Consider the following 15,773-nt stretch of genomic DNA (forward strand, 5'->3'; position numbering starts at 1 on the left):
TGCCACTCTTAACTTATAGCGCACTGGGGGGCTTGCGGCAAGGCCCTGGTCGTACCGCACAATCACTCGCCTAAGCCCAGGACCTGAGGAAATAGGTGATTCACGAAGTGCGTGCATTGTTGTCGGTTGACGAGTCGTGCGGTGACAGCCCGTTTGACCTTCCCGACACCCTCGCTCCCAAGGCCGACCCGGCGCTGATCGATGGCGACGAGCGGCACTTCACCGCCATCGCGGAGAGCCTCGAGCAGACGATCGCCGAAGTGTCCGCCCGCCTCGACGCCGAGCGCAGGGCGCCCGGCGGCATCGGCCGGGAGGCCATGGACCGGGACCTGGAGATCCACCGGCTGACCGGCCGCCTGCGCGCCCTGCGCCGCTTCGGTCTTGACCTGTGCCTCGGACGCGTCGTCAGCGCGGACCACCCCGAGCCCGTGTACATCGGACGGCTCGGCCTCACCGACAGCGAGGGGCGTCGGCTGCTGCTCGACTGGCGCTCCCCCGCGGCCGAGCCGTTCTTCGCGGCGACCCACGCCAACCCGATGGGTCTGGTGAGCCGCCGCCGGTACCGCTGGACGCGCGGCCGGATCAGCGACTACTGGGACGAGGTGTTCACCGCCGACGGGCTCGACGGGCACGCCGCGCTCGACGACCAGTCCGCCTTCATCGCCAGCCTGGGCAGCAACCGGTCGGACCGGATGCGGGACGTGCTCTCGACCATCCAGGCCGACCAGGACGCCATCATCCGGGCGGGGTCCCGCGGCGCGCTCGTCGTCGACGGCGGTCCGGGCACGGGCAAGACCGTCGTGGCGCTGCACCGCACCGCCCACCTCCTCTACTCCGACCCTCGCCTCGGTCACCGTCGGGGCGGAGTGCTGTTCGTCGGTCCGCACCAGCCCTATCTCCGGTACGTGGAGGACGTCCTCCCCAGCCTCGGAGAGGAGGGCGTGCAGACCTGCACCGTGCGGGACCTCGTCGCCGAGGGGGCAGAGGCGGGGCCCGAGAGCGATCCGGACGTGGCGCTCCTGAAGTCGTCCGCGGACATGGTGAAGGCGATCGAGAAGGCCGTCAGGTTCTACGAGGAGCCGCCCACCAAGGGGATGACGGTCTCGACCGACTGGGCCGACATCTGGCTGAGCGCCGACGACTGGGCCGAGGCTTTCGCGACACCGGGACCCGGTACTCCGCACAACGAAGCGCGCGAGGAGATCTGGGCGGAGCTGGTCGCGATCCTGCTGGACAAGGCCGACGGCGACGTCCCGGGCGAACTGTTCCAGAAGTCGCTGCGACACGACGAGGAGCTGGTCACGACCCTCAACCGCGCGTGGCCGCTGATAGAAGCGACCGACCTTGTCTCGGACTTGTGGTCGGTACCCGCCTATCTGCGGATGTGCGCTCCCCACCTCGGTCCCGACGACGTCAAGAAGCTGCGGCGCCCGGAGAACGAGGCCTGGACGGTGTCCGACCTGCCGCTCCTGGACGCGGCACGGCAGCGGCTGGGTGACCCGGAGGCGGCACGGAGGCGGCGTCGGCACGAGGCCATCCTCGCCGCGCAGCGCGAGAGCATGGCGCAGGTCGTGGACAACCTGATCGTGGCCGCGGCCGACTCCGGCGCGGACGGTGACGACGGCGAGGGCCTGGTGACGATGTTGCGCGGCAAGGACGCACAGGTCAGCCTGGTCGACGAGTCCGAACTGCCCACCGCCGACCCGGACTTGCTCGCAGGACCGTTCGCGCACATCGTCGTGGACGAGGCCCAGGAGCTGACCGACGCGGAGTGGCAGATGCTGCTGCTGCGCTGCCCGTCCCGGAGCTTCACGATGGTCGGCGACCGGGCCCAGGCCAGGCACGGGTTCACGGAGTCGTGGCAGGAACGGCTCGAGCGGATCGGCCTCGACCGGATCGACGTGGCATCGCTGAGCATCAACTACCGGACCCCGGAAGAAGTCATGGCGCAGGCCGAGCCGGTCATCCGGGCGGCGCTCCCGGACGCCAATGTCCCGACGTCCATCCGCAGCAGCGGAGTCCCAGTCGTCCACGGATCGGCTACGGAGCTCCACTCGACCCTCGACACCTGGCTCGCCGCGAACGCGGAAGGAATCGCCTGCGTCATCGGCGATCCCACGTTCCAGGCAACGTCCCGCGTCCGCTCGCTGACGCCGGGACTGTCGAAGGGACTGGAGTTCGACCTGGTCGTCCTCATCGACCCGGAGTCATTCGGAGAGGGGATCGAGGGAGCGGTCGACCGCTATGTCGCGATGACCCGGGCGACCCAGCAACTGGTCATCCTGACAAGTCCGTGATGCGGGCACCGGCTCGCGGGCCGAACCGTCCCGCATATAGGCCAGGATCCGACCTATACGGCTCCTAGCGTGTTCCTTGACCGACGGAGCAAGGAACACCGGAAGGCTGAGATCATGACTGCAGACGAGCTGACCACCCGCGACCTGGCCGATGACCCCGCTGTCACCGGTGAGCGCGCAGAATGGCTGGCGGCGCTGGCCAAGCACCGGCATTTTCTGCGCTTCACCACCCGTGACCTCACCGACGAGCAGGCCGGGCTGCGGACCACCGACAGCAAACTGTGCCTCGGCGGTCTGATCAAGCACGTCGCCGAAGTCGAGCGGAACTGGGGGAAGTTCATCCTCGGCGGCCCGTCGACTCTGCCGGACTACACGGCCATGACCGAGGCCGACTGGGCCCGTCGGGCCGACAGTTTCCGGATGCTGCCCGGCGAGACGTTGGCCGGTGTCCTGGCCGACTATGCCGAAGCGGCCCGAGACACCGACGAGTTGGTGGCCACGTTGCCCGATCTGGATGCCATGTGGCCGCTGCCGAAGGCCCCTTGGACGGAACCCGGTGCGCAGTGGTCGATCCGTCAGGTGCTGATCCACATCATCAGCGAGACCGCTCAGCACTCCGGCCACGCCGACATCATCCGTGAATCCCTGGACGGCGCCACGAGCATGAGCTGACCGGCGGGGAGGTCAGCGACGGTCCGGCGCGGCGCCCGCGCCGGACCGTTTCATGTACGGCGATGACAAGATGACAAGCCGTCAGTGCACCGCGAGGTTCGCGAGGAGTTCGGCCGCGGGCTTCTCGTCGGGCTGGAAGGTGTTCAGGAACGTCCGGAACTCGTCATCGGTGAGGTCGGCGGCGAAGGCGTGCCGCATCGCGGCCAGCACTGCCGGGTCGGCGATGCGGAAGTTGGTGCGGATCAGACCGAGACGTACACGATCCGGTCGATCAGCTCGGGCCGGGCGTTGGCGGCGCCCGCAGCCTCCACCGAAAGGATCTTCCGGGCAAGGAGTTCAAGAAGTTCAAGAACTCAGGACGTTCCGATCACGTCGTCAGGCGTCGAAGTTGTGGCGGGAGGCTTCGATGTGGCCGATGTACTCGTGGGTCCAGTCGCACATCCGGTGGACCATCTCGCGCAGGGCGCGGCCCGGCTCGGTGAGGTTGTACTCGACCCGCGGCGGCACGGTGGAGTACACGGTCCGCTCGACCAGGCCGTTGCGTTCCATCATGCGCAGGTTCTGGGTGAGCATCTTGTGGCTGATGCCCTCGACGCCTTGGCGCACCTCGCCGAAGCGCAGGGTGTCCTCACCCAGCGCATCGATGATCAGGAGCGCCCACTTGTTGGCCACGTCCGAGAAGATCTCCCGCGCCAACGAGTCCGCGCGCGTCAGGTCCGCGTCCTCGGGCGAGCCGCTGAACTGCTTGGTCACCATGAGGTTCCTCAGTCACCGAAAAGTGCGTTCTTCCAGGTCAGCCGACACTCTCCTACAGTTCCCGAGTAACCACAAGAGAGCACGTACAGGCACGAACAAGCACGAACAAGCACGTACAAGCACGTACCAAGGAGGCACGCGTATGGCCATCACCCTGGTGAACCCCGCCGGACTGCCGGAGATCGACGCCTACCGGCAGGTGTCGATCGCGACCGGCACAAGGCTGGTCTTCATCGCCGGGCAGGTCGCCTGGGATGCCGACGGGGTCACGGTCGGCGAGGGCGACCTCGCCGCTCAGGTGGAGCAGTGCTACCTCAATGTCGGCACCGCCCTGGCAGAGGTCGGCGGGACCTTCGACGACCTGGCGAAACTGACCGTGTACGTCGTCGACTGGACCCCCGACAAGATGCCGCTGCTCCTGGAGGGAGTGACCCGGGCAGCCGCGAAACTGGGGAGCACCCCGGTCCCGCCGGGCACACTCATCGGCGTTGCGGCACTGGACGTACCCGACCATCTGGTCGAGGTGGAGGCCACCGCGGTCATCGACTGAGACCGAGCAGGGCTCCACACGAGCTGATGCGGGGCGTCGGGAACCGACGTATCGGGGCGGACAGCGAGCCCCGGTCGCCGAGTCCGCGGCGACCGGGGCCCCGGAGAGGGGTCAGGCCGCTGGGTCAGGCCGCTGGGGCGAAGCCGAGTTTGTCGACGGCCTGGTAGTAGGTCCAGGCCGTCGCATTGCAGGCGGTCAGCGTGGCTCCGCTGTAGGCGGAGCAGACTCTCTTGAGGTCGGCGTAGAAGGCGCTGTCCACGCGCGCCTTGTTGGCGTCGAAGGTGCCCGCCTCCTTGTAGTTGCGGTAGCCGAAGTCATGCCGTGCGCATGACATCTGGAAGGGGAAGCCGAAGGGGTTGTCGGGGGACGACGAGCAGTAGTCGGTGGACCAGTTGAAGGCGTAGGCGCTCCAGGCGCCCTGGTTCGCCCGGGCCGCGGCCCAGCCGTTGTAGCTGCTGGCGCTGGTCTGGGTCCAGCTGCTGAGGATCTGGCCCTTGTCCGCGGGGACGGCCCCCGCAGGCGTGGCGACGGCCATGCTCAGCGCGAAGGCGGCGGCGGTCAGGGATGTGGCGAGAAGCTTGCGGCGCACGGATTCCTCCAGTGGGGTACGAGACTCGGACTGGTACGTACGTGCGCCGGCTCGGGCGCGCACGCCACATTGCTCATACCCGTTTCTGATCCCCCCTCAGACAACTTGCACCCGACTGGAGTTCAGACACAGGCTCTGGCATCGGCCCTGCCGGCGCCGACAGATTCGCACCGCCGCACCTCTGCCACATGGCAGGCAAACCAACGCGGGGAGGCATCGCCTCGTCATGTGAGGCTGTACGCGTGATGGGGGCTGGTACGCATGAGGCGACAAGACCGCATCGCGGAAGGACTTCCATGGCACTGAACATCGAGGACCGCATCGCCATCTCCGAGTTGATCTCGATGCACGGCCATCTGTGCGACGACGGAGAGCTTGACCGGCTCGGCGAGTTGTTCACCGACGATGTCGTCTATGACGTCTCGGACTTCGGGATGGACCCGCTGGCGGGAGTGGAGGCCATCCGCGCGGCGGCATTCGCGTTGGGCGAGGCGAATCCCGTGGGTCATCACGTCACGAACATCGTGCTCAGAGAGGGAGAGGGCGGCCATGTGCTCGCCCGCTCCAAGGGCATCGGCGTCAACGCCGACGGCACGAGCGGCAGCGTCACCTACGAGGACACCCTGGTGCCCACCGATCAGGGCTGGCGCATCAGCCACCGCAAGGTCGTCGCACGGCGGGTGCCGTTGAGCGGGCGCACGAAGTGAACTCTGGGAACCAAGTGAACTCTGGGTACGCCACCGCTTCGCGCCTCTGAAGGGCCGGGCCGAAGACGGCCCGGCCCGGCCTTCAGGGGGGATCGAGGTTGCCGGTATCAGCCGAACTGGGCGGGCTGGTAGTCGCCCCCGGGCTGCTCGGTGATGACGTTCAGGCGGTTGAAGGCGTTGATGATGGCGATGATCGACACCAAGGCTCCGAGCTGCTCCTCGTCGTAGTACTTGGCGGCGTTCGCCCATACCTCGTAGGACACACCGCCGGCCGCGTCGGCGAGGCGGGTGCCCTCCTCCGCCATCTCCAGGGCCGCACGCTCGGCATCGGTGAACACCTTGGCATCCCGCCAGGCGGCGACCAGGTTGAGCCGCACCGAGGTCTCACCGGCAGCCGCGGCGTCCTTGGTATGCATGTCGACGCAGAATCCGCAGCCGTTGATCTGGCTTGCGCGCAGCATCACCAGCTCCCCCGTCGCGGCCGGCAACGTCGACTCGGCGGCCGCCTTGCTCGCCAAGAGGATGCCCTTCACGGCCTTGGCCGCCACCGGGTTGGTGAGGAAGTCGAGTCGTGTCTTCATGGTGATCTCCCTTTCGTGCCCGGCCGTTCCACCACATGGACGGACCAGTTGTCCGCGGGATCGTGTTCGCCCCACATCACTACGACGAGGCGGCACCGCGGATTGTGATGCGACGCGTACGACGTCACAACCCGCGGGGCTGTCTCGTCGTATTTGTGACCACAAGCAACAGCAAAGTGACCACAAGCAACAGCAAATTGACCGCAGGCACAGCCAAGGGAGCGGCGACGCGATGAGGACCCCCTCCGTGCCGGGAGACGCCCGGTTCGATCCGACTCTGAGCGCGATCATGAGCGAGCGGCGTCAGCTGACCGGCCTCGCCTACCGGCTCCTGGGCTCGCTGGCCGACGCCGAGGACGTCGCCCAAGAGGCCTACACCCGCTGGTACGCGATGTCCCCTCAGCAGCGCGCGGCCATCGCATCCCCCGGCGCCTGGCTGACCAAGGTCGCCGGCCGCATCTGCCTCGACCTGCTCGGCTCGGCACGCGCCCGCCGCGAACGCTATGTGGGGCAATGGATCCCCGAGCCCCTGCCCCACCACACGGACTGGGTCAACGGGCGGCCGGGCAGCACGACCGCCGACCCCGCCGACCGCGTCACCCTGGCCGAGTCGATCACCATGGCCTTCCTCGTCGTGCTCGAATCCATGACCCCCGCCGAGCGCGTCGCGTTCATCCTCCACGACGTCTTCCAGTACCCCTTCGCCGACGTCGCCGAGATCGTCGGCCGGTCCCCCGCCGCATGCCGCCAACTGGCCACCTCCGCCCGTCGCCGCATCCGGGCCTACGAGGCACCCTCGACTTCCGCATCCCAGCGGACCGCCATCGTCAAAGACTTCAAACAGGCCTGGGAAGCCAGAGATATGGCCACCCTCGTCGGCCTCCTCGACCCCGACGCCACGGCACACACCGACGGCGGCGGCCTGGTCAAGGCCGCGCTCGAGCCCGTCCAGGGCGGCGAGCGGATCGCCCGCTACCTGATCGCCTTCTCCGGCACGGCATCCGACCGGGCTCTCCTGGTGCGCACGGTCAACGGCCAGCACGGTCTGCTGGTCCAGGAAGACGGCGTCACCACAGGGGTGATCGCCTTCGGCGTCTCAGGCGACCGGATCAAGCACATCTGGGCGGTGCGGAACCCCGAAAAGCTCCGGCCGTGGATGACGGCGGCCTGACGCATGCGGCCGCGCCGTCCACGCCTAGAATCCGCCCCAGTGATCGCCGCGATGCCACCGAGGAAGTGTGAGAGCTGCCGATGACATTCCGCCTGCACCTGGGGCAGGTTGCCGCGCGCACGCTGGCCGAGATCCCCGAAGAGGTGGCCCCCGACATCTATGCCGTCACCTTCCGGATCGACAGCGTCGACCAGGATCCTCGCTTCCCGTATCTGGCGATCGGCTACAACACCGAGACCGAGGTGGCCCGCCAGCTCTCCGAGCCACGTCCCCCTGAGGCGTGGGACGCCCGCTGGAACTACGCCTACTTCCCGCCCTCGGGCCTCGAAGGCGTACGCATCACCGGTCACGATCCCCAACACGACCCGGTCGGCGCCGAGTTGCACCGGCATGAAGCGGTGACACAAGGCCTTTGGTACGAGGACGACGACGCCGAGGAGGACGGGCCCCGCGAGCAGGAGCGGGAGCATGAGCGTGAGGAGCGGGACGAGCGGCTCGCGGAGGAGTTCCACCAGCTCTGCGTCGACGTGGCGCGGGAGCTCCACGCGGAGGGCCACCTCGTCCGCGCTCTGGGGCGGCCGCTGCCGGTGATCCTCTATGACATGTTCGACCCTGAGGAGATGTTCGCCCTCACCCGCGCCGCCAACCCACCAGAACTGGTGGCGGAGTTCCTCAGCGAGGATCCCGGGAGCGAGGATCCCGAGGACCGGTCCTGATCGCCCACGCCACGCGCCCGCCTCTGAAAAGATCTGTTTCCAGGGGAAGTTGGCCGGCGACGGGGAGTGACGATGGAAGCTCTGCAGGCAGGTGACCCGGATCGGGTGGGCGGCTACCGGCTGGTGGGGCGGTTGGGCTCCGGTGGCATGGGGCAGGTCTTTCTCGGCCGTTCCGCGGGCGGCCGCCCGGTGGCCGTGAAGCTGGTCCGGCCGGAGTACGGGACCGATGCGGGGTTCCGCCGCAGCTTCGCCCGTGAGGTGGAGGCGGCCCGGCGGGTGGGCGGCTTCTACACCGCCCAGGTCATCGACGCCGATCCGCACGCGGAGCGCCCCTGGCTCGTCAGCGCCTACGTACCGGGGCCTTCGCTGCAGACGGCGGTCGCCGAGCACGGCACGCTGCCGGCCAAGACACTGCGCGTACTGGCGGCGGGACTTGCCGAGGGGCTCGGCGCCGTACACAACTGCGCTCTGGTGCACCGCGACCTGAAGCCGGGCAACGTCATCCTGGCCGCCGACGGGCCCCGCGTCATCGACTTCGGGATCGCCCGCGCCCTGGAAGCCACCACGCACACGGCGACCGGCGTCATCTCCGGCACGCCCGCCTACATGTCGCCGGAACAGGCCCGCGGCGACACCGACATCACCCCCGCCAGCGACGTCTTCTCGCTCGGCTCCGTGCTGACCTTCGCCTCGACAGGCGCCTCCCCCTTCGGCGTCGGGCATCCGGCCGCCGTGCTCTACCGGATCGTCCAGGAGGAGCCCGATCTGTCGCTGGTCGACAACGAGTTGCGCGGTCTGGTGGCCGCCTGCCTGGCCAAGGATCCGGCCGCCCGGCCGGAGATGGCCGAGATACTGCGCGCGTTCGCAGGCGCCGACGCGAGCGACGACTGGCTGCCGCAGCGCGTCACCACCTTGATCGCCGACGTCGAGGTCGACGTCGAGGTCGAGGTCGAGGTCGACGATGAAGATGGAGCCGCCGGCCGTGACGGCACGACCCGCCGCGACACGACTGCCCCGGACTCGCCGACCGTCACCGAGCCCGGCTCCGTCGAGTGGGGCTGGAACGGTCTGCCGTGGGGTGCGACGGTCGACGATTTCCGGGCGCGGTTCTCCGCCGCCACGCAGGAGAACGGCGAGTGGTGGGTCACGGGCCGCGGCCCTGAGACGTTCTGCGATGTCGTGATGAACACGCAGTACGGCTTCAACGAGCGCGGCCGGCTGTATCTGGTGGTCTTCTACCCCGAGGCGGAGGACCGGGAGCGGCTGCCGGTGGCCGTCCTGACGACGATGGGCGCCCCCGACGGCTCGACGACGAAATGGACGAGGGGCGAGGTGGTGGTCGATGTGAAGGTGGCGGGCATAGCCGCCAGCATCACGCACCTCGGCTTCGACGACGCCGGCTGACGCGTGCTGCCGGCCCCGCCGACCGTCGACGAGGCGGTCGACGGATATCTGGACATGGACTTCGTGGGCCCCGCCACCGTCCGCGTCGGCGCGTATCCCGGCATGGCCGCCAACGATGTCGTCACCGTTCACTGGGTGACGTGGAGCCACCGCTGGGAGTCGCAGCTGCGGATTCCGGGCTCGCGGGTGGGCGGGGCGGTGACCGTCCTGATCCCGAATCTGTACGTCACCGGGTCGGCGACCTGGGTGTCGTACGCCGTCGACCGGTTCGGCGGGGGCGGCGCGCGGTCCGGGGTCCTGGCGCTGAACGGGGCGGACTCCGGGGGCCCGCGCCTGTGACGGCGCCGGGGCGCTACTTGCGGCGCGGCTTCCCGCGCTTGCCGCCCTTGGCGGCTCCGGAGCCGCCGCGGGATCCCTTGCCGGCCGGCTTGCCCGCCGACTTGCCCGCCGACTTGTCCGCCGCGGGCTTGCGGCGGGCGCCGCCGGTGTCGGGGCGCTTGCTCTTGGTCTGCTTGGCGGGGGCCGGCTGGGTGCGGCCGCGCGAGCTGTTGACCGTCCGGCCGCGCACGATGCCGATGAAGTCCTCCACCAGCTCGGTGGTCTCCTCCTCCGGCCAGGACAGCGCGATACGTGACTCCGGGGCGCCGGTGAGCGGCCGGTAGGTGAGGTCCTTGCGGTGGTGCAGGCGGGCCAGGGACTGCGGGACGGCCAGGACGCCCACGCCGGCCGCGACCAGTTCGATGGCGTCGGCGGTGGTGGCCGGGCGCTCATGGGCGGGCCGTCCCGGCAGCTGCTCCCACTCCAGGGTGTCGTCCAGGGGGTGCAGCACGATCTCGTCGGCGAGGTCCTCGCAGGACGCCTCCTCGACGGCCGCCACGACGTGGTCCTTGGGGATCACGACCACGGTGGTCTCGGTGTAGAGGGGGATCGCGCTGAGGTCCGTGCCGTCGACGGGCAGACGTACGAAACCGGCGTCGGCATCGGGGCCGCGCAGCACGTCGAACGCTTCGGCGGCGGGCACCGCGACGAGGGTGAGCGGGATGTCGGGGAGCCGCTCGTTCCAGATCCGCACCCACTTGGTGGGCGTCACCCCCGGGACGTAAGCGAGCCTGAAGGAAGGGGCTACCTGCGAGTCTGTCACTCCGCCAGATTACCCGGCGTGGTCAGCGGTAGCTCACACGCTCGATACCCTTGACACCATGACGTCGCACCAGACCGCCCAGACCATGAAGCCCGCGACAGCGGCGAAGAAGCTGGGTGTGTACCTCGAGGCCACCCCCGCCGAGTTCCAGGAGGGTGTCGTCTCGCGCACCGAGCTGAACTCCCTGCAGACCGATCCGCCCGCGTGGCTGCAGGAGCTGCGCGCCAACGGCCCGCACCCCCGGCCGGTGGTCGCGTCGAAGCTGGGCGTCTCCATCGCCGGTCTCGCGCGCGGCGGGGTCACCGAGGCGCTCACCACGGAGCAGATCGAAGCGCTGAAGACGGACAACCCTGAGTGGCTGCAGAAGGAGCGCGCCACGCAGGCCGAGGTCCGCAAGGAAACGGTGCGGATCAAGGAGAAGCAGAAGGAGAAGGACGCGCAGCGGGCCGACCAGCCCCGCGGCCCGCGTTCCTGACGCCTTCACGTGCGCCCGGTGAGGTCAGAGGCTGAAGACCCGCCGGGCGTTGCCGGACAGGAACAGTTCGGTGGCCTCCTCGTCCAGGCCCAGCTCAGCCAGGTGCTCAAGGGCCTGACGAGGCGTGATCATGGGGTAGTTCGAGCCGAAGAGCACCTTCCTCCGGCCCCGACCACGTACGTAGTCGACGAGTTCACGCGGGTAGCGCCGGGCGGTGTAGGCGCTGGTGTCGACATAGACGTTGGCGTGCTTGTCGGCAACGGCGATCATCTCTGTGGTCCACGGGTAGCCGATGTGTCCGCACACGATGGTCAGCTCGGGGAAGTCGAGGGCGACCTGGTCGATGTACGGGATGGGGCGGCCGGTCTCGGACGGGCGCAGCGGGCCGGTGTGCCCGACCTGGGTGCAGAAGGGGATGCCGAGGTCGACGCAGGCCGCGTACAGGGGGTAGTAGAGCCGGTCGGTGGGCGGGAGCTGCCACAGCCAGGGCACGATCCGCAGGGCCACGAAGCCGAGCTCCCGCACCGCGCGGCGCAGTTCGCGCACGGCCTCGACGGGGCGGGCGAGGTCGGCGCCGGCCACCCCGCACAACCGCCCATTCGACCGGGCGACGAAATCGGCCACCTCATCGTTGCTGATCAGCGGCCCCTGAGGCCCGTACCAGGCCGCCGCGAGCCCGATCTCGACATCGGCCGCGGCCAGCGCGGCGACCGTGGACTCGACCGGCAGTGGTTCCTCCAGCAGCCCCTGCCCCGTCCACCGGCGCAACGACTCGAACATCTCGTGGTTGGAGTGGCGGAGCGTGGGGTGCTGCATCCACGCGTCGATGACCGGCACGGGCTGCCTGCCTCTCTCTAAGCGTTCGCTTAGAGGGAACCCTAGCCACCCGACCCCCTCGGCGGCCACCGTTCGTTGTCGGCTTCGCCGCCCCGCCGATCCGACCGCCCGAGCCCCCTGCGATGCTGGCGCCGTGGCCCTCACCTCGTCCGCGCCGGAACCCATCACCGCCGATCCGCCCTCCCCCACCGTTAACCCTCTGCTGACGCAGTCGTGGCTGGACCTGGCGTTTCTGCACTGGGCCGTGGATCCGGCCGACGTGGCGCCGCTGCTGCCGGCCGGCACCGTGCCCGACGTCCACGAGGGGGCCACCTATGTGGGTCTCGTCGCGTTTCGGATGCACCGGGTCGGGTGGTTCCGCCTCCCCGGCATTCCGTATCTGGGCACCTTCCCCGAGACCAATGTCCGCCTCTACTCGGTGGACGCCCACGGCCGCCGCGGCGTCGTCTTCCGTTCCCTCGATGCCTCGCGGCTGATACCGGTGGCGGTCGCGCGCGGCGCCTTCCGGCTGCCCTATCAGTGGTCCCGGATGAGCATCCGGCGCGGCGGCGACGACATCGTCACGTACACGAGCAGCAGGCGCTGGCCCGGACCGCGCGGCGCGCACAGCCGGATCGCGGTGCGGGTGGGCGAGCGGGTGGCGGAGCCCACCGAATTCGAGCATTTCCTGACGGCGCGGTGGGGCATGCACAACACCTTCTTCGGGCGGCAGATGTTCCTGCCGAACGTGCACCCGCGCTGGCCGCTGCACCGGGCCGAGCTGCTGGCGTGCGACGAGGATCTGGTCGTGGCCGCGGGGCTGCCCCGGCCGGTGGGCGACCCGGTGAGCGTGCTGTATTCGCCGGGGGTTCCGGTGCGTTTCGGGCGTCCGGCCCGCCCCGGCGGCATCCCCACTCCCTGACCGGCCGTACGCGTTCCATGAGGCCGGTTCTATGCTGGCCGAATGATCGAACTGCCATTGTCCGCACTGGAAGTTGCCATGGTCGAGGCCGGTACGTCGGCCGCCGACGCGCTGCGCAACTGCGACGGTGCGGCCCAGGAACTTGACCGTCTCGGCTACCACCGGCTGTGGTTCGCCGAGCATCACCGCTCCCCCGCCATCGGCGCCTTCCCGCCGCCGATCATGACGGCGCGCGTCGCCGCCACGACCTCGCGCCTGCGGGTCGGCTCGGGCGGCGTACTCGCGCCCAATCACGCGCCCTTCACCGTGGCCGAGCAGTTCGCGACGCTGGCCGCGCTGCATCCCGACCGGATCGACCTCGGGATCGGGCGCGGCCCCGGCACCTTCGACGAGGGGACGGCGCGTGCGCTGCGCCGCGGGGCGGATCCCGCCACGGACGAGGAGTACGGGCGTGATGTGACCGCCACGCTGGACTTCCTCACCGAGGTCGGCCTGGGCGAACTGCCCGAGCCCTGGCTCCTCGCGTCGAGCCGCGCGGGGGCGGCACTCGCCGCCGAGCTGGGTCTGCCGATCGCGCTCGCCCACCACATCCGTCCCGATAACACCGTCGAGGCGCTCACGCACTACCGCGAGGCGTTCCGGCCCTCCGCCTGGTGCGAGAAGCCGCGCGTCCTGGTGTGCGTCGAGGTGGTGTGCGCGGAGACCCAGGAGCGGGCCGAGGAGCTGACGCGGCCCATGGCCGTGGTGAAGGCGGGCCTGCTCCAGGGGCACAGCGATGTGCCCTTCCCCAGTCCGGCGGCAGCGGCCGCGCATCGGTTCGACCCCCGGGAGGAGGCGGCGCTGGCCGCGTTCGCCGCCCACCAGGCCCATGGGACACCGGAGTTGGTCCAGGACCGGCTTGCGCGCCTCGCGGATGCCACCGGGGCCGACGAGCTGATGATGGTGACGCCGGTCTACGACCTCGCCGACCGCGTCCGGTCCTTCCAATTGGTACGTGACCTCTTCGCTCCGCCGGGGTTGACGGGGGCCTGACAATCAGTATGGTCTAGGCCAATGAGCCGACCGAGGCGCCCGGTTGTCTCCGTCCCCCTCATCCCCCCACCTCCGAGGGAGCAGAGATGAACAAGAAGCAGAAGCTGGCGGCCGCCCTGGGTGCGGCCTTCGCACCCGTCCTGGTGCTGACCTCCGTCACCCCGGCCAGCGCACACGGATATGTCAACGCGCCCCCGAGCCGTCAGGCCCAGTGCGCGGCCGGCACGGTGAGCTGCGGCGAGATCACCCACGAGCCGCAGAGCGTCGAAGGCCCCAAGGGGCAGACGACCTGCAGCGGCGGCAACGAACGGTTCGCCGAGCTGGACGACGACGGCAAGGGCTGGCAGACCACCGACGTCGGCTCGTCCCAGGAGTTCAGCTGGAAACTGACGGCGGCTCACTCCACCAGCACCTGGCAGTACTTCGTCGGCGGCAACAAGATCGCCGAAGTCGACGACGGCGGCGCCAAGCCGGGCGACACCGTCACGCACACCGTCGACTTCGGCGGGCTCAGCGGCAAGCAGAAGGTGCTCGCGGTGTGGAACATCGCCGACACCTCCAACGCCTTCTACGCCTGCATCGATGTGAACATCACGGGCTGAAGTGGCCAATCCGCGCGGGGTGGATCCCCCACACCATCCCGCGCGGTCTGCCGGGCCGGCGCGCGGCGACCGGCACCGATGACTTCGATGACTCCGAGGCGCGGCGGGAGTCCATCCTTCGACCACATGCCCGTACCGGCTGAGAAGGTGGACGCATGGCCGATCTGCGCGAGACGCTGGAAGCACACGTCGACAAGGGCTCCGTGCCCGGAGCCGTGGGTCTGGTGGCCCGTGGCGACCACATCGAGGTCGCGGCCGTCGGGTCCGTCGACGTCGAGGGCAGCGCCCCGATGCGCAGGGACTCGATCTTCCGTATCGCCTCGATCACCAAACCCGTCGTCGCCGCGGCCGTCATGATGCTGGTCGAGGACGGGCGGATCGCCCTGGACGACCCGGTCTCCCGGTGGCTGCCGGAGCTGGCGGCACCGAGCGTCGTCCGCACGCCGGCCTCACAGTTGGACGACGTGGTCCCCGCGGTGCGGCCCATCACCGTCTTCCATCTGCTCAGTTCCCGTACCGGATACGGCTTCGCGTCCGACTTCTCGCTGCCCGCGGTCGCGGCGTTGGTCACCGCGCTGAAGCAGGGCCCTCCCGAGCCGCAGGCCGTGCCGGCGCCCAACGACTGGATGGCCGCCCTGGCGCGCATTCCGCTGCTGCACCAGCCGGGCGACGGCTGGCTGTACAACCTCAGCTCCGAGCTGCAGGGCGTGCTGATCTCCCGGGTCACGGGCAAGCCGCTGCCCGACTTCCTCGCGGAGCGGATCTTCGAACCGCTCGGGATGACCGACACCGCCTTCACCGTACCGCCCGCCAAGCTCGACCGGTTCACCGCGTATTACGGGGCTCATCCCAAGGGGGGCCTCGAACTCCTCGACGCCGCCGACGGACAGTGGAGCCGACCGCCCGCGTTCCCCTCCGGCGCCGGCGGGTTGGTCTCCACCGCCGACGACTGGCTGGCCTTCGGCCGGATGCTGCTGTCCCAAGGAGCGGCGGGCGGCCGTCAGTTGCTCTCCCCCGCGTCGGTGCGGCAGATGACGACCAATCACCTGACCGTGCCCGAGCGGGAAGCGGGCGGCTTGTTCCTCGAAGGCATGGGCTGGGGCTTCGGCGGCGCGGTCGACGTGGAGCGGGCCGAACCCTGGAGCGTGCCGGGGCGCTACGGCTGGGTCGGCGGCACCGGCACGACCGCGCACATCATCCCGGCGACGGGAACGGTCACCATCATGCTCAGCCAGCTGCAGATGGGCGGGCCCAGCTTCCCCGAGCTGATGCGGGACTTCTGGCGGTACGCGGCGGACGCCTGACGGGTGGACGCCTGCCGTGTACGCCAACGGGGCGGGAC

The 15,773-nt window shown here is 69.7% G+C and carries 18 protein-coding genes and 1 pseudogene; 13 read left to right on the forward strand and 6 right to left on the reverse strand.

All coding sequences use genetic code 11. The annotated features are described in order from the left end of the window. The first annotated feature begins 107 nt into the window (after positions 1-107). The gene (gene helR, locus E2651_RS14820) at positions 108-2,297 is read left to right on the forward strand and encodes an RNA polymerase recycling motor ATPase HelR (RefSeq protein WP_245238825.1); all 2,190 of its coding nucleotides are present in this window, start codon (positions 108-110) and stop codon (positions 2,295-2,297) included. A gap of 114 nt (positions 2,298-2,411) precedes the next feature. Beyond that, on the forward strand, positions 2,412-2,969 hold the full coding sequence (locus E2651_RS14825; RefSeq protein ID WP_135331583.1) for a DinB family protein: 558 nt from the start codon (positions 2,412-2,414) through the stop codon (positions 2,967-2,969). Between the two features lie 123 nt (positions 2,970-3,092). Here E2651_RS14825 and E2651_RS14830 read toward each other — a convergent pair. Both E2651_RS14830 and E2651_RS14835 read right to left on the reverse strand, forming a co-directional pair. After that, a pseudogene (locus E2651_RS14830) lies at positions 3,093-3,221 on the reverse strand (alpha/beta hydrolase); the annotation flags it as partial. Positions 3,222-3,344: 123 nt separating this feature from the next. Continuing rightward, positions 3,345-3,725, reverse strand: coding sequence for a helix-turn-helix domain-containing protein (locus E2651_RS14835; protein WP_135331584.1), 381 nt, complete (start codon positions 3,723-3,725; stop codon positions 3,345-3,347). Positions 3,726-3,867: 142 nt separating this feature from the next. Between E2651_RS14835 and E2651_RS14840 the strand changes: the two genes are divergently transcribed. Continuing rightward, complete coding sequence (locus E2651_RS14840; RefSeq protein ID WP_135331585.1) at positions 3,868-4,275, forward strand: RidA family protein; 408 nt, start codon at positions 3,868-3,870, stop codon at positions 4,273-4,275. Between the two features lie 124 nt (positions 4,276-4,399). Here the strand turns inward: E2651_RS14840 and E2651_RS14845 are convergent, their stop codons facing one another. Continuing rightward, on the reverse strand, positions 4,400-4,810 hold the full coding sequence (locus E2651_RS14845; protein ID WP_135331602.1) for a phospholipase: 411 nt from the start codon (positions 4,808-4,810) through the stop codon (positions 4,400-4,402). Between the two features lie 350 nt (positions 4,811-5,160). Here E2651_RS14845 and E2651_RS14850 point away from each other — a divergent pair, with 350 nt between their 5' ends. Beyond that, positions 5,161-5,571: a nuclear transport factor 2 family protein gene (locus E2651_RS14850; protein ID WP_135331586.1), complete on the forward strand. Its 411-nt coding sequence runs from the start codon at positions 5,161-5,163 to the stop codon at positions 5,569-5,571. Positions 5,572-5,678: 107 nt separating this feature from the next. On the opposite strand, the gene E2651_RS14855 is transcribed toward E2651_RS14850, so the two are convergent. Continuing rightward, positions 5,679-6,152 carry a carboxymuconolactone decarboxylase family protein gene (locus E2651_RS14855; protein WP_135331587.1) on the reverse strand — a complete coding sequence of 158 codons (474 nt, stop codon included), beginning with the start codon at positions 6,150-6,152 and terminating at the stop codon, positions 5,679-5,681. Positions 6,153-6,384: 232 nt separating this feature from the next. Between E2651_RS14855 and sigJ the strand changes: the two genes are divergently transcribed. From sigJ to E2651_RS14875, 4 genes are all read left to right on the forward strand, one after another. Further along, positions 6,385-7,323 carry an RNA polymerase sigma factor SigJ gene (gene sigJ, locus E2651_RS14860; RefSeq protein ID WP_135331588.1) on the forward strand — a complete coding sequence of 313 codons (939 nt, stop codon included), beginning with the start codon at positions 6,385-6,387 and terminating at the stop codon, positions 7,321-7,323. A gap of 80 nt (positions 7,324-7,403) precedes the next feature. Next, on the forward strand, positions 7,404-8,039 hold the full coding sequence (locus tag E2651_RS14865; protein WP_245238827.1) for a hypothetical protein: 636 nt from the start codon (positions 7,404-7,406) through the stop codon (positions 8,037-8,039). A 72-nt stretch (positions 8,040-8,111) separates the two neighbouring features. Then, a complete protein-coding gene (locus E2651_RS14870; RefSeq protein WP_135331589.1) occupies positions 8,112-9,443 on the forward strand; it encodes a serine/threonine-protein kinase in 1,332 nt (443 codons plus the stop codon). A gap of 3 nt (positions 9,444-9,446) precedes the next feature. Continuing rightward, positions 9,447-9,782, forward strand: coding sequence for a hypothetical protein (locus E2651_RS14875; RefSeq protein WP_135331590.1), 336 nt, complete (start codon positions 9,447-9,449; stop codon positions 9,780-9,782). A gap of 13 nt (positions 9,783-9,795) precedes the next feature. Here E2651_RS14875 and E2651_RS14880 read toward each other — a convergent pair whose 3' ends face one another. Beyond that, positions 9,796-10,584 carry a LysR family substrate-binding domain-containing protein gene (locus tag E2651_RS14880; protein ID WP_135331591.1) on the reverse strand — a complete coding sequence of 263 codons (789 nt, stop codon included), beginning with the start codon at positions 10,582-10,584 and terminating at the stop codon, positions 9,796-9,798. Between the two features lie 58 nt (positions 10,585-10,642). Between E2651_RS14880 and E2651_RS14885 the strand changes: the two genes are divergently transcribed. Continuing rightward, positions 10,643-11,059: a DUF5997 family protein gene (locus tag E2651_RS14885; RefSeq protein WP_135331592.1), complete on the forward strand. Its 417-nt coding sequence runs from the start codon at positions 10,643-10,645 to the stop codon at positions 11,057-11,059. A gap of 24 nt (positions 11,060-11,083) precedes the next feature. On the opposite strand, the gene E2651_RS14890 is transcribed toward E2651_RS14885, so the two are convergent. Next, on the reverse strand, positions 11,084-11,896 hold the full coding sequence (locus E2651_RS14890) for an amidohydrolase family protein (RefSeq protein ID WP_135331593.1): 813 nt from the start codon (positions 11,894-11,896) through the stop codon (positions 11,084-11,086). Between the two features lie 133 nt (positions 11,897-12,029). Here E2651_RS14890 and E2651_RS14895 point away from each other — a divergent pair, with 133 nt between their 5' ends. The 4 genes from E2651_RS14895 to E2651_RS14910 all read left to right on the forward strand — a co-directional run bounded on the left by E2651_RS14895 (position 12,030) and on the right by E2651_RS14910 (position 15,735). After that, positions 12,030-12,797, forward strand: coding sequence for a DUF2071 domain-containing protein (locus E2651_RS14895; protein ID WP_245238829.1), 768 nt, complete (start codon positions 12,030-12,032; stop codon positions 12,795-12,797). 42 nt (positions 12,798-12,839) lie between these two features. After that, positions 12,840-13,829, forward strand: coding sequence for an MsnO8 family LLM class oxidoreductase (locus E2651_RS14900; RefSeq protein ID WP_135331595.1), 990 nt, complete (start codon positions 12,840-12,842; stop codon positions 13,827-13,829). 86 nt (positions 13,830-13,915) lie between these two features. Next, positions 13,916-14,431, forward strand: coding sequence for a lytic polysaccharide monooxygenase auxiliary activity family 9 protein (locus E2651_RS14905; RefSeq protein ID WP_135331596.1), 516 nt, complete (start codon positions 13,916-13,918; stop codon positions 14,429-14,431). A 155-nt stretch (positions 14,432-14,586) separates the two neighbouring features. Further along, positions 14,587-15,735 carry a serine hydrolase domain-containing protein gene (locus E2651_RS14910; RefSeq protein WP_135331597.1) on the forward strand — a complete coding sequence of 383 codons (1,149 nt, stop codon included), beginning with the start codon at positions 14,587-14,589 and terminating at the stop codon, positions 15,733-15,735. Positions 15,736-15,773: the final 38 nt, after the last annotated feature.

Source organism: Streptomyces sp. MZ04, assembly GCF_004684775.1.
In the GTDB taxonomy this organism is placed as follows: Bacteria; Actinomycetota; Actinomycetes; order Streptomycetales; family Streptomycetaceae; genus Streptomyces.

What these genes read in the sequence shown, in the direction of transcription:
- E2651_RS14825 (WP_135331583.1), top strand. Translation starts at nt 2,412, where the DNA reads ATGACTGCAGACGAGCTGACCACCCGCGACCTGGCCGATGACCCCGCT.
- E2651_RS14835 (WP_135331584.1), bottom strand. Translation starts at nt 3,725, where the DNA reads ATGGTGACCAAGCAGTTCAGCGGCTCGCCCGAGGACGCGGACCTGACG.
- E2651_RS14840 (WP_135331585.1), top strand. Translation starts at nt 3,868, where the DNA reads ATGGCCATCACCCTGGTGAACCCCGCCGGACTGCCGGAGATCGACGCC.
- E2651_RS14845 (WP_135331602.1), bottom strand. Translation starts at nt 4,810, where the DNA reads ATGGCCGTCGCCACGCCTGCGGGGGCCGTCCCCGCGGACAAGGGCCAG.
- E2651_RS14850 (WP_135331586.1), top strand. Translation starts at nt 5,161, where the DNA reads ATGGCACTGAACATCGAGGACCGCATCGCCATCTCCGAGTTGATCTCG.
- E2651_RS14855 (WP_135331587.1), bottom strand. Translation starts at nt 6,152, where the DNA reads ATGAAGACACGACTCGACTTCCTCACCAACCCGGTGGCGGCCAAGGCC.
- sigJ (WP_135331588.1), top strand. Translation starts at nt 6,385, where the DNA reads ATGAGGACCCCCTCCGTGCCGGGAGACGCCCGGTTCGATCCGACTCTG.
- E2651_RS14865 (WP_245238827.1), top strand. Translation starts at nt 7,404, where the DNA reads ATGACATTCCGCCTGCACCTGGGGCAGGTTGCCGCGCGCACGCTGGCC.
- E2651_RS14870 (WP_135331589.1), top strand. Translation starts at nt 8,112, where the DNA reads ATGGAAGCTCTGCAGGCAGGTGACCCGGATCGGGTGGGCGGCTACCGG.
- E2651_RS14885 (WP_135331592.1), top strand. Translation starts at nt 10,643, where the DNA reads ATGACGTCGCACCAGACCGCCCAGACCATGAAGCCCGCGACAGCGGCG.
- E2651_RS14900 (WP_135331595.1), top strand. Translation starts at nt 12,840, where the DNA reads ATGATCGAACTGCCATTGTCCGCACTGGAAGTTGCCATGGTCGAGGCC.
- E2651_RS14905 (WP_135331596.1), top strand. Translation starts at nt 13,916, where the DNA reads ATGAACAAGAAGCAGAAGCTGGCGGCCGCCCTGGGTGCGGCCTTCGCA.
- E2651_RS14910 (WP_135331597.1), top strand. Translation starts at nt 14,587, where the DNA reads ATGGCCGATCTGCGCGAGACGCTGGAAGCACACGTCGACAAGGGCTCC.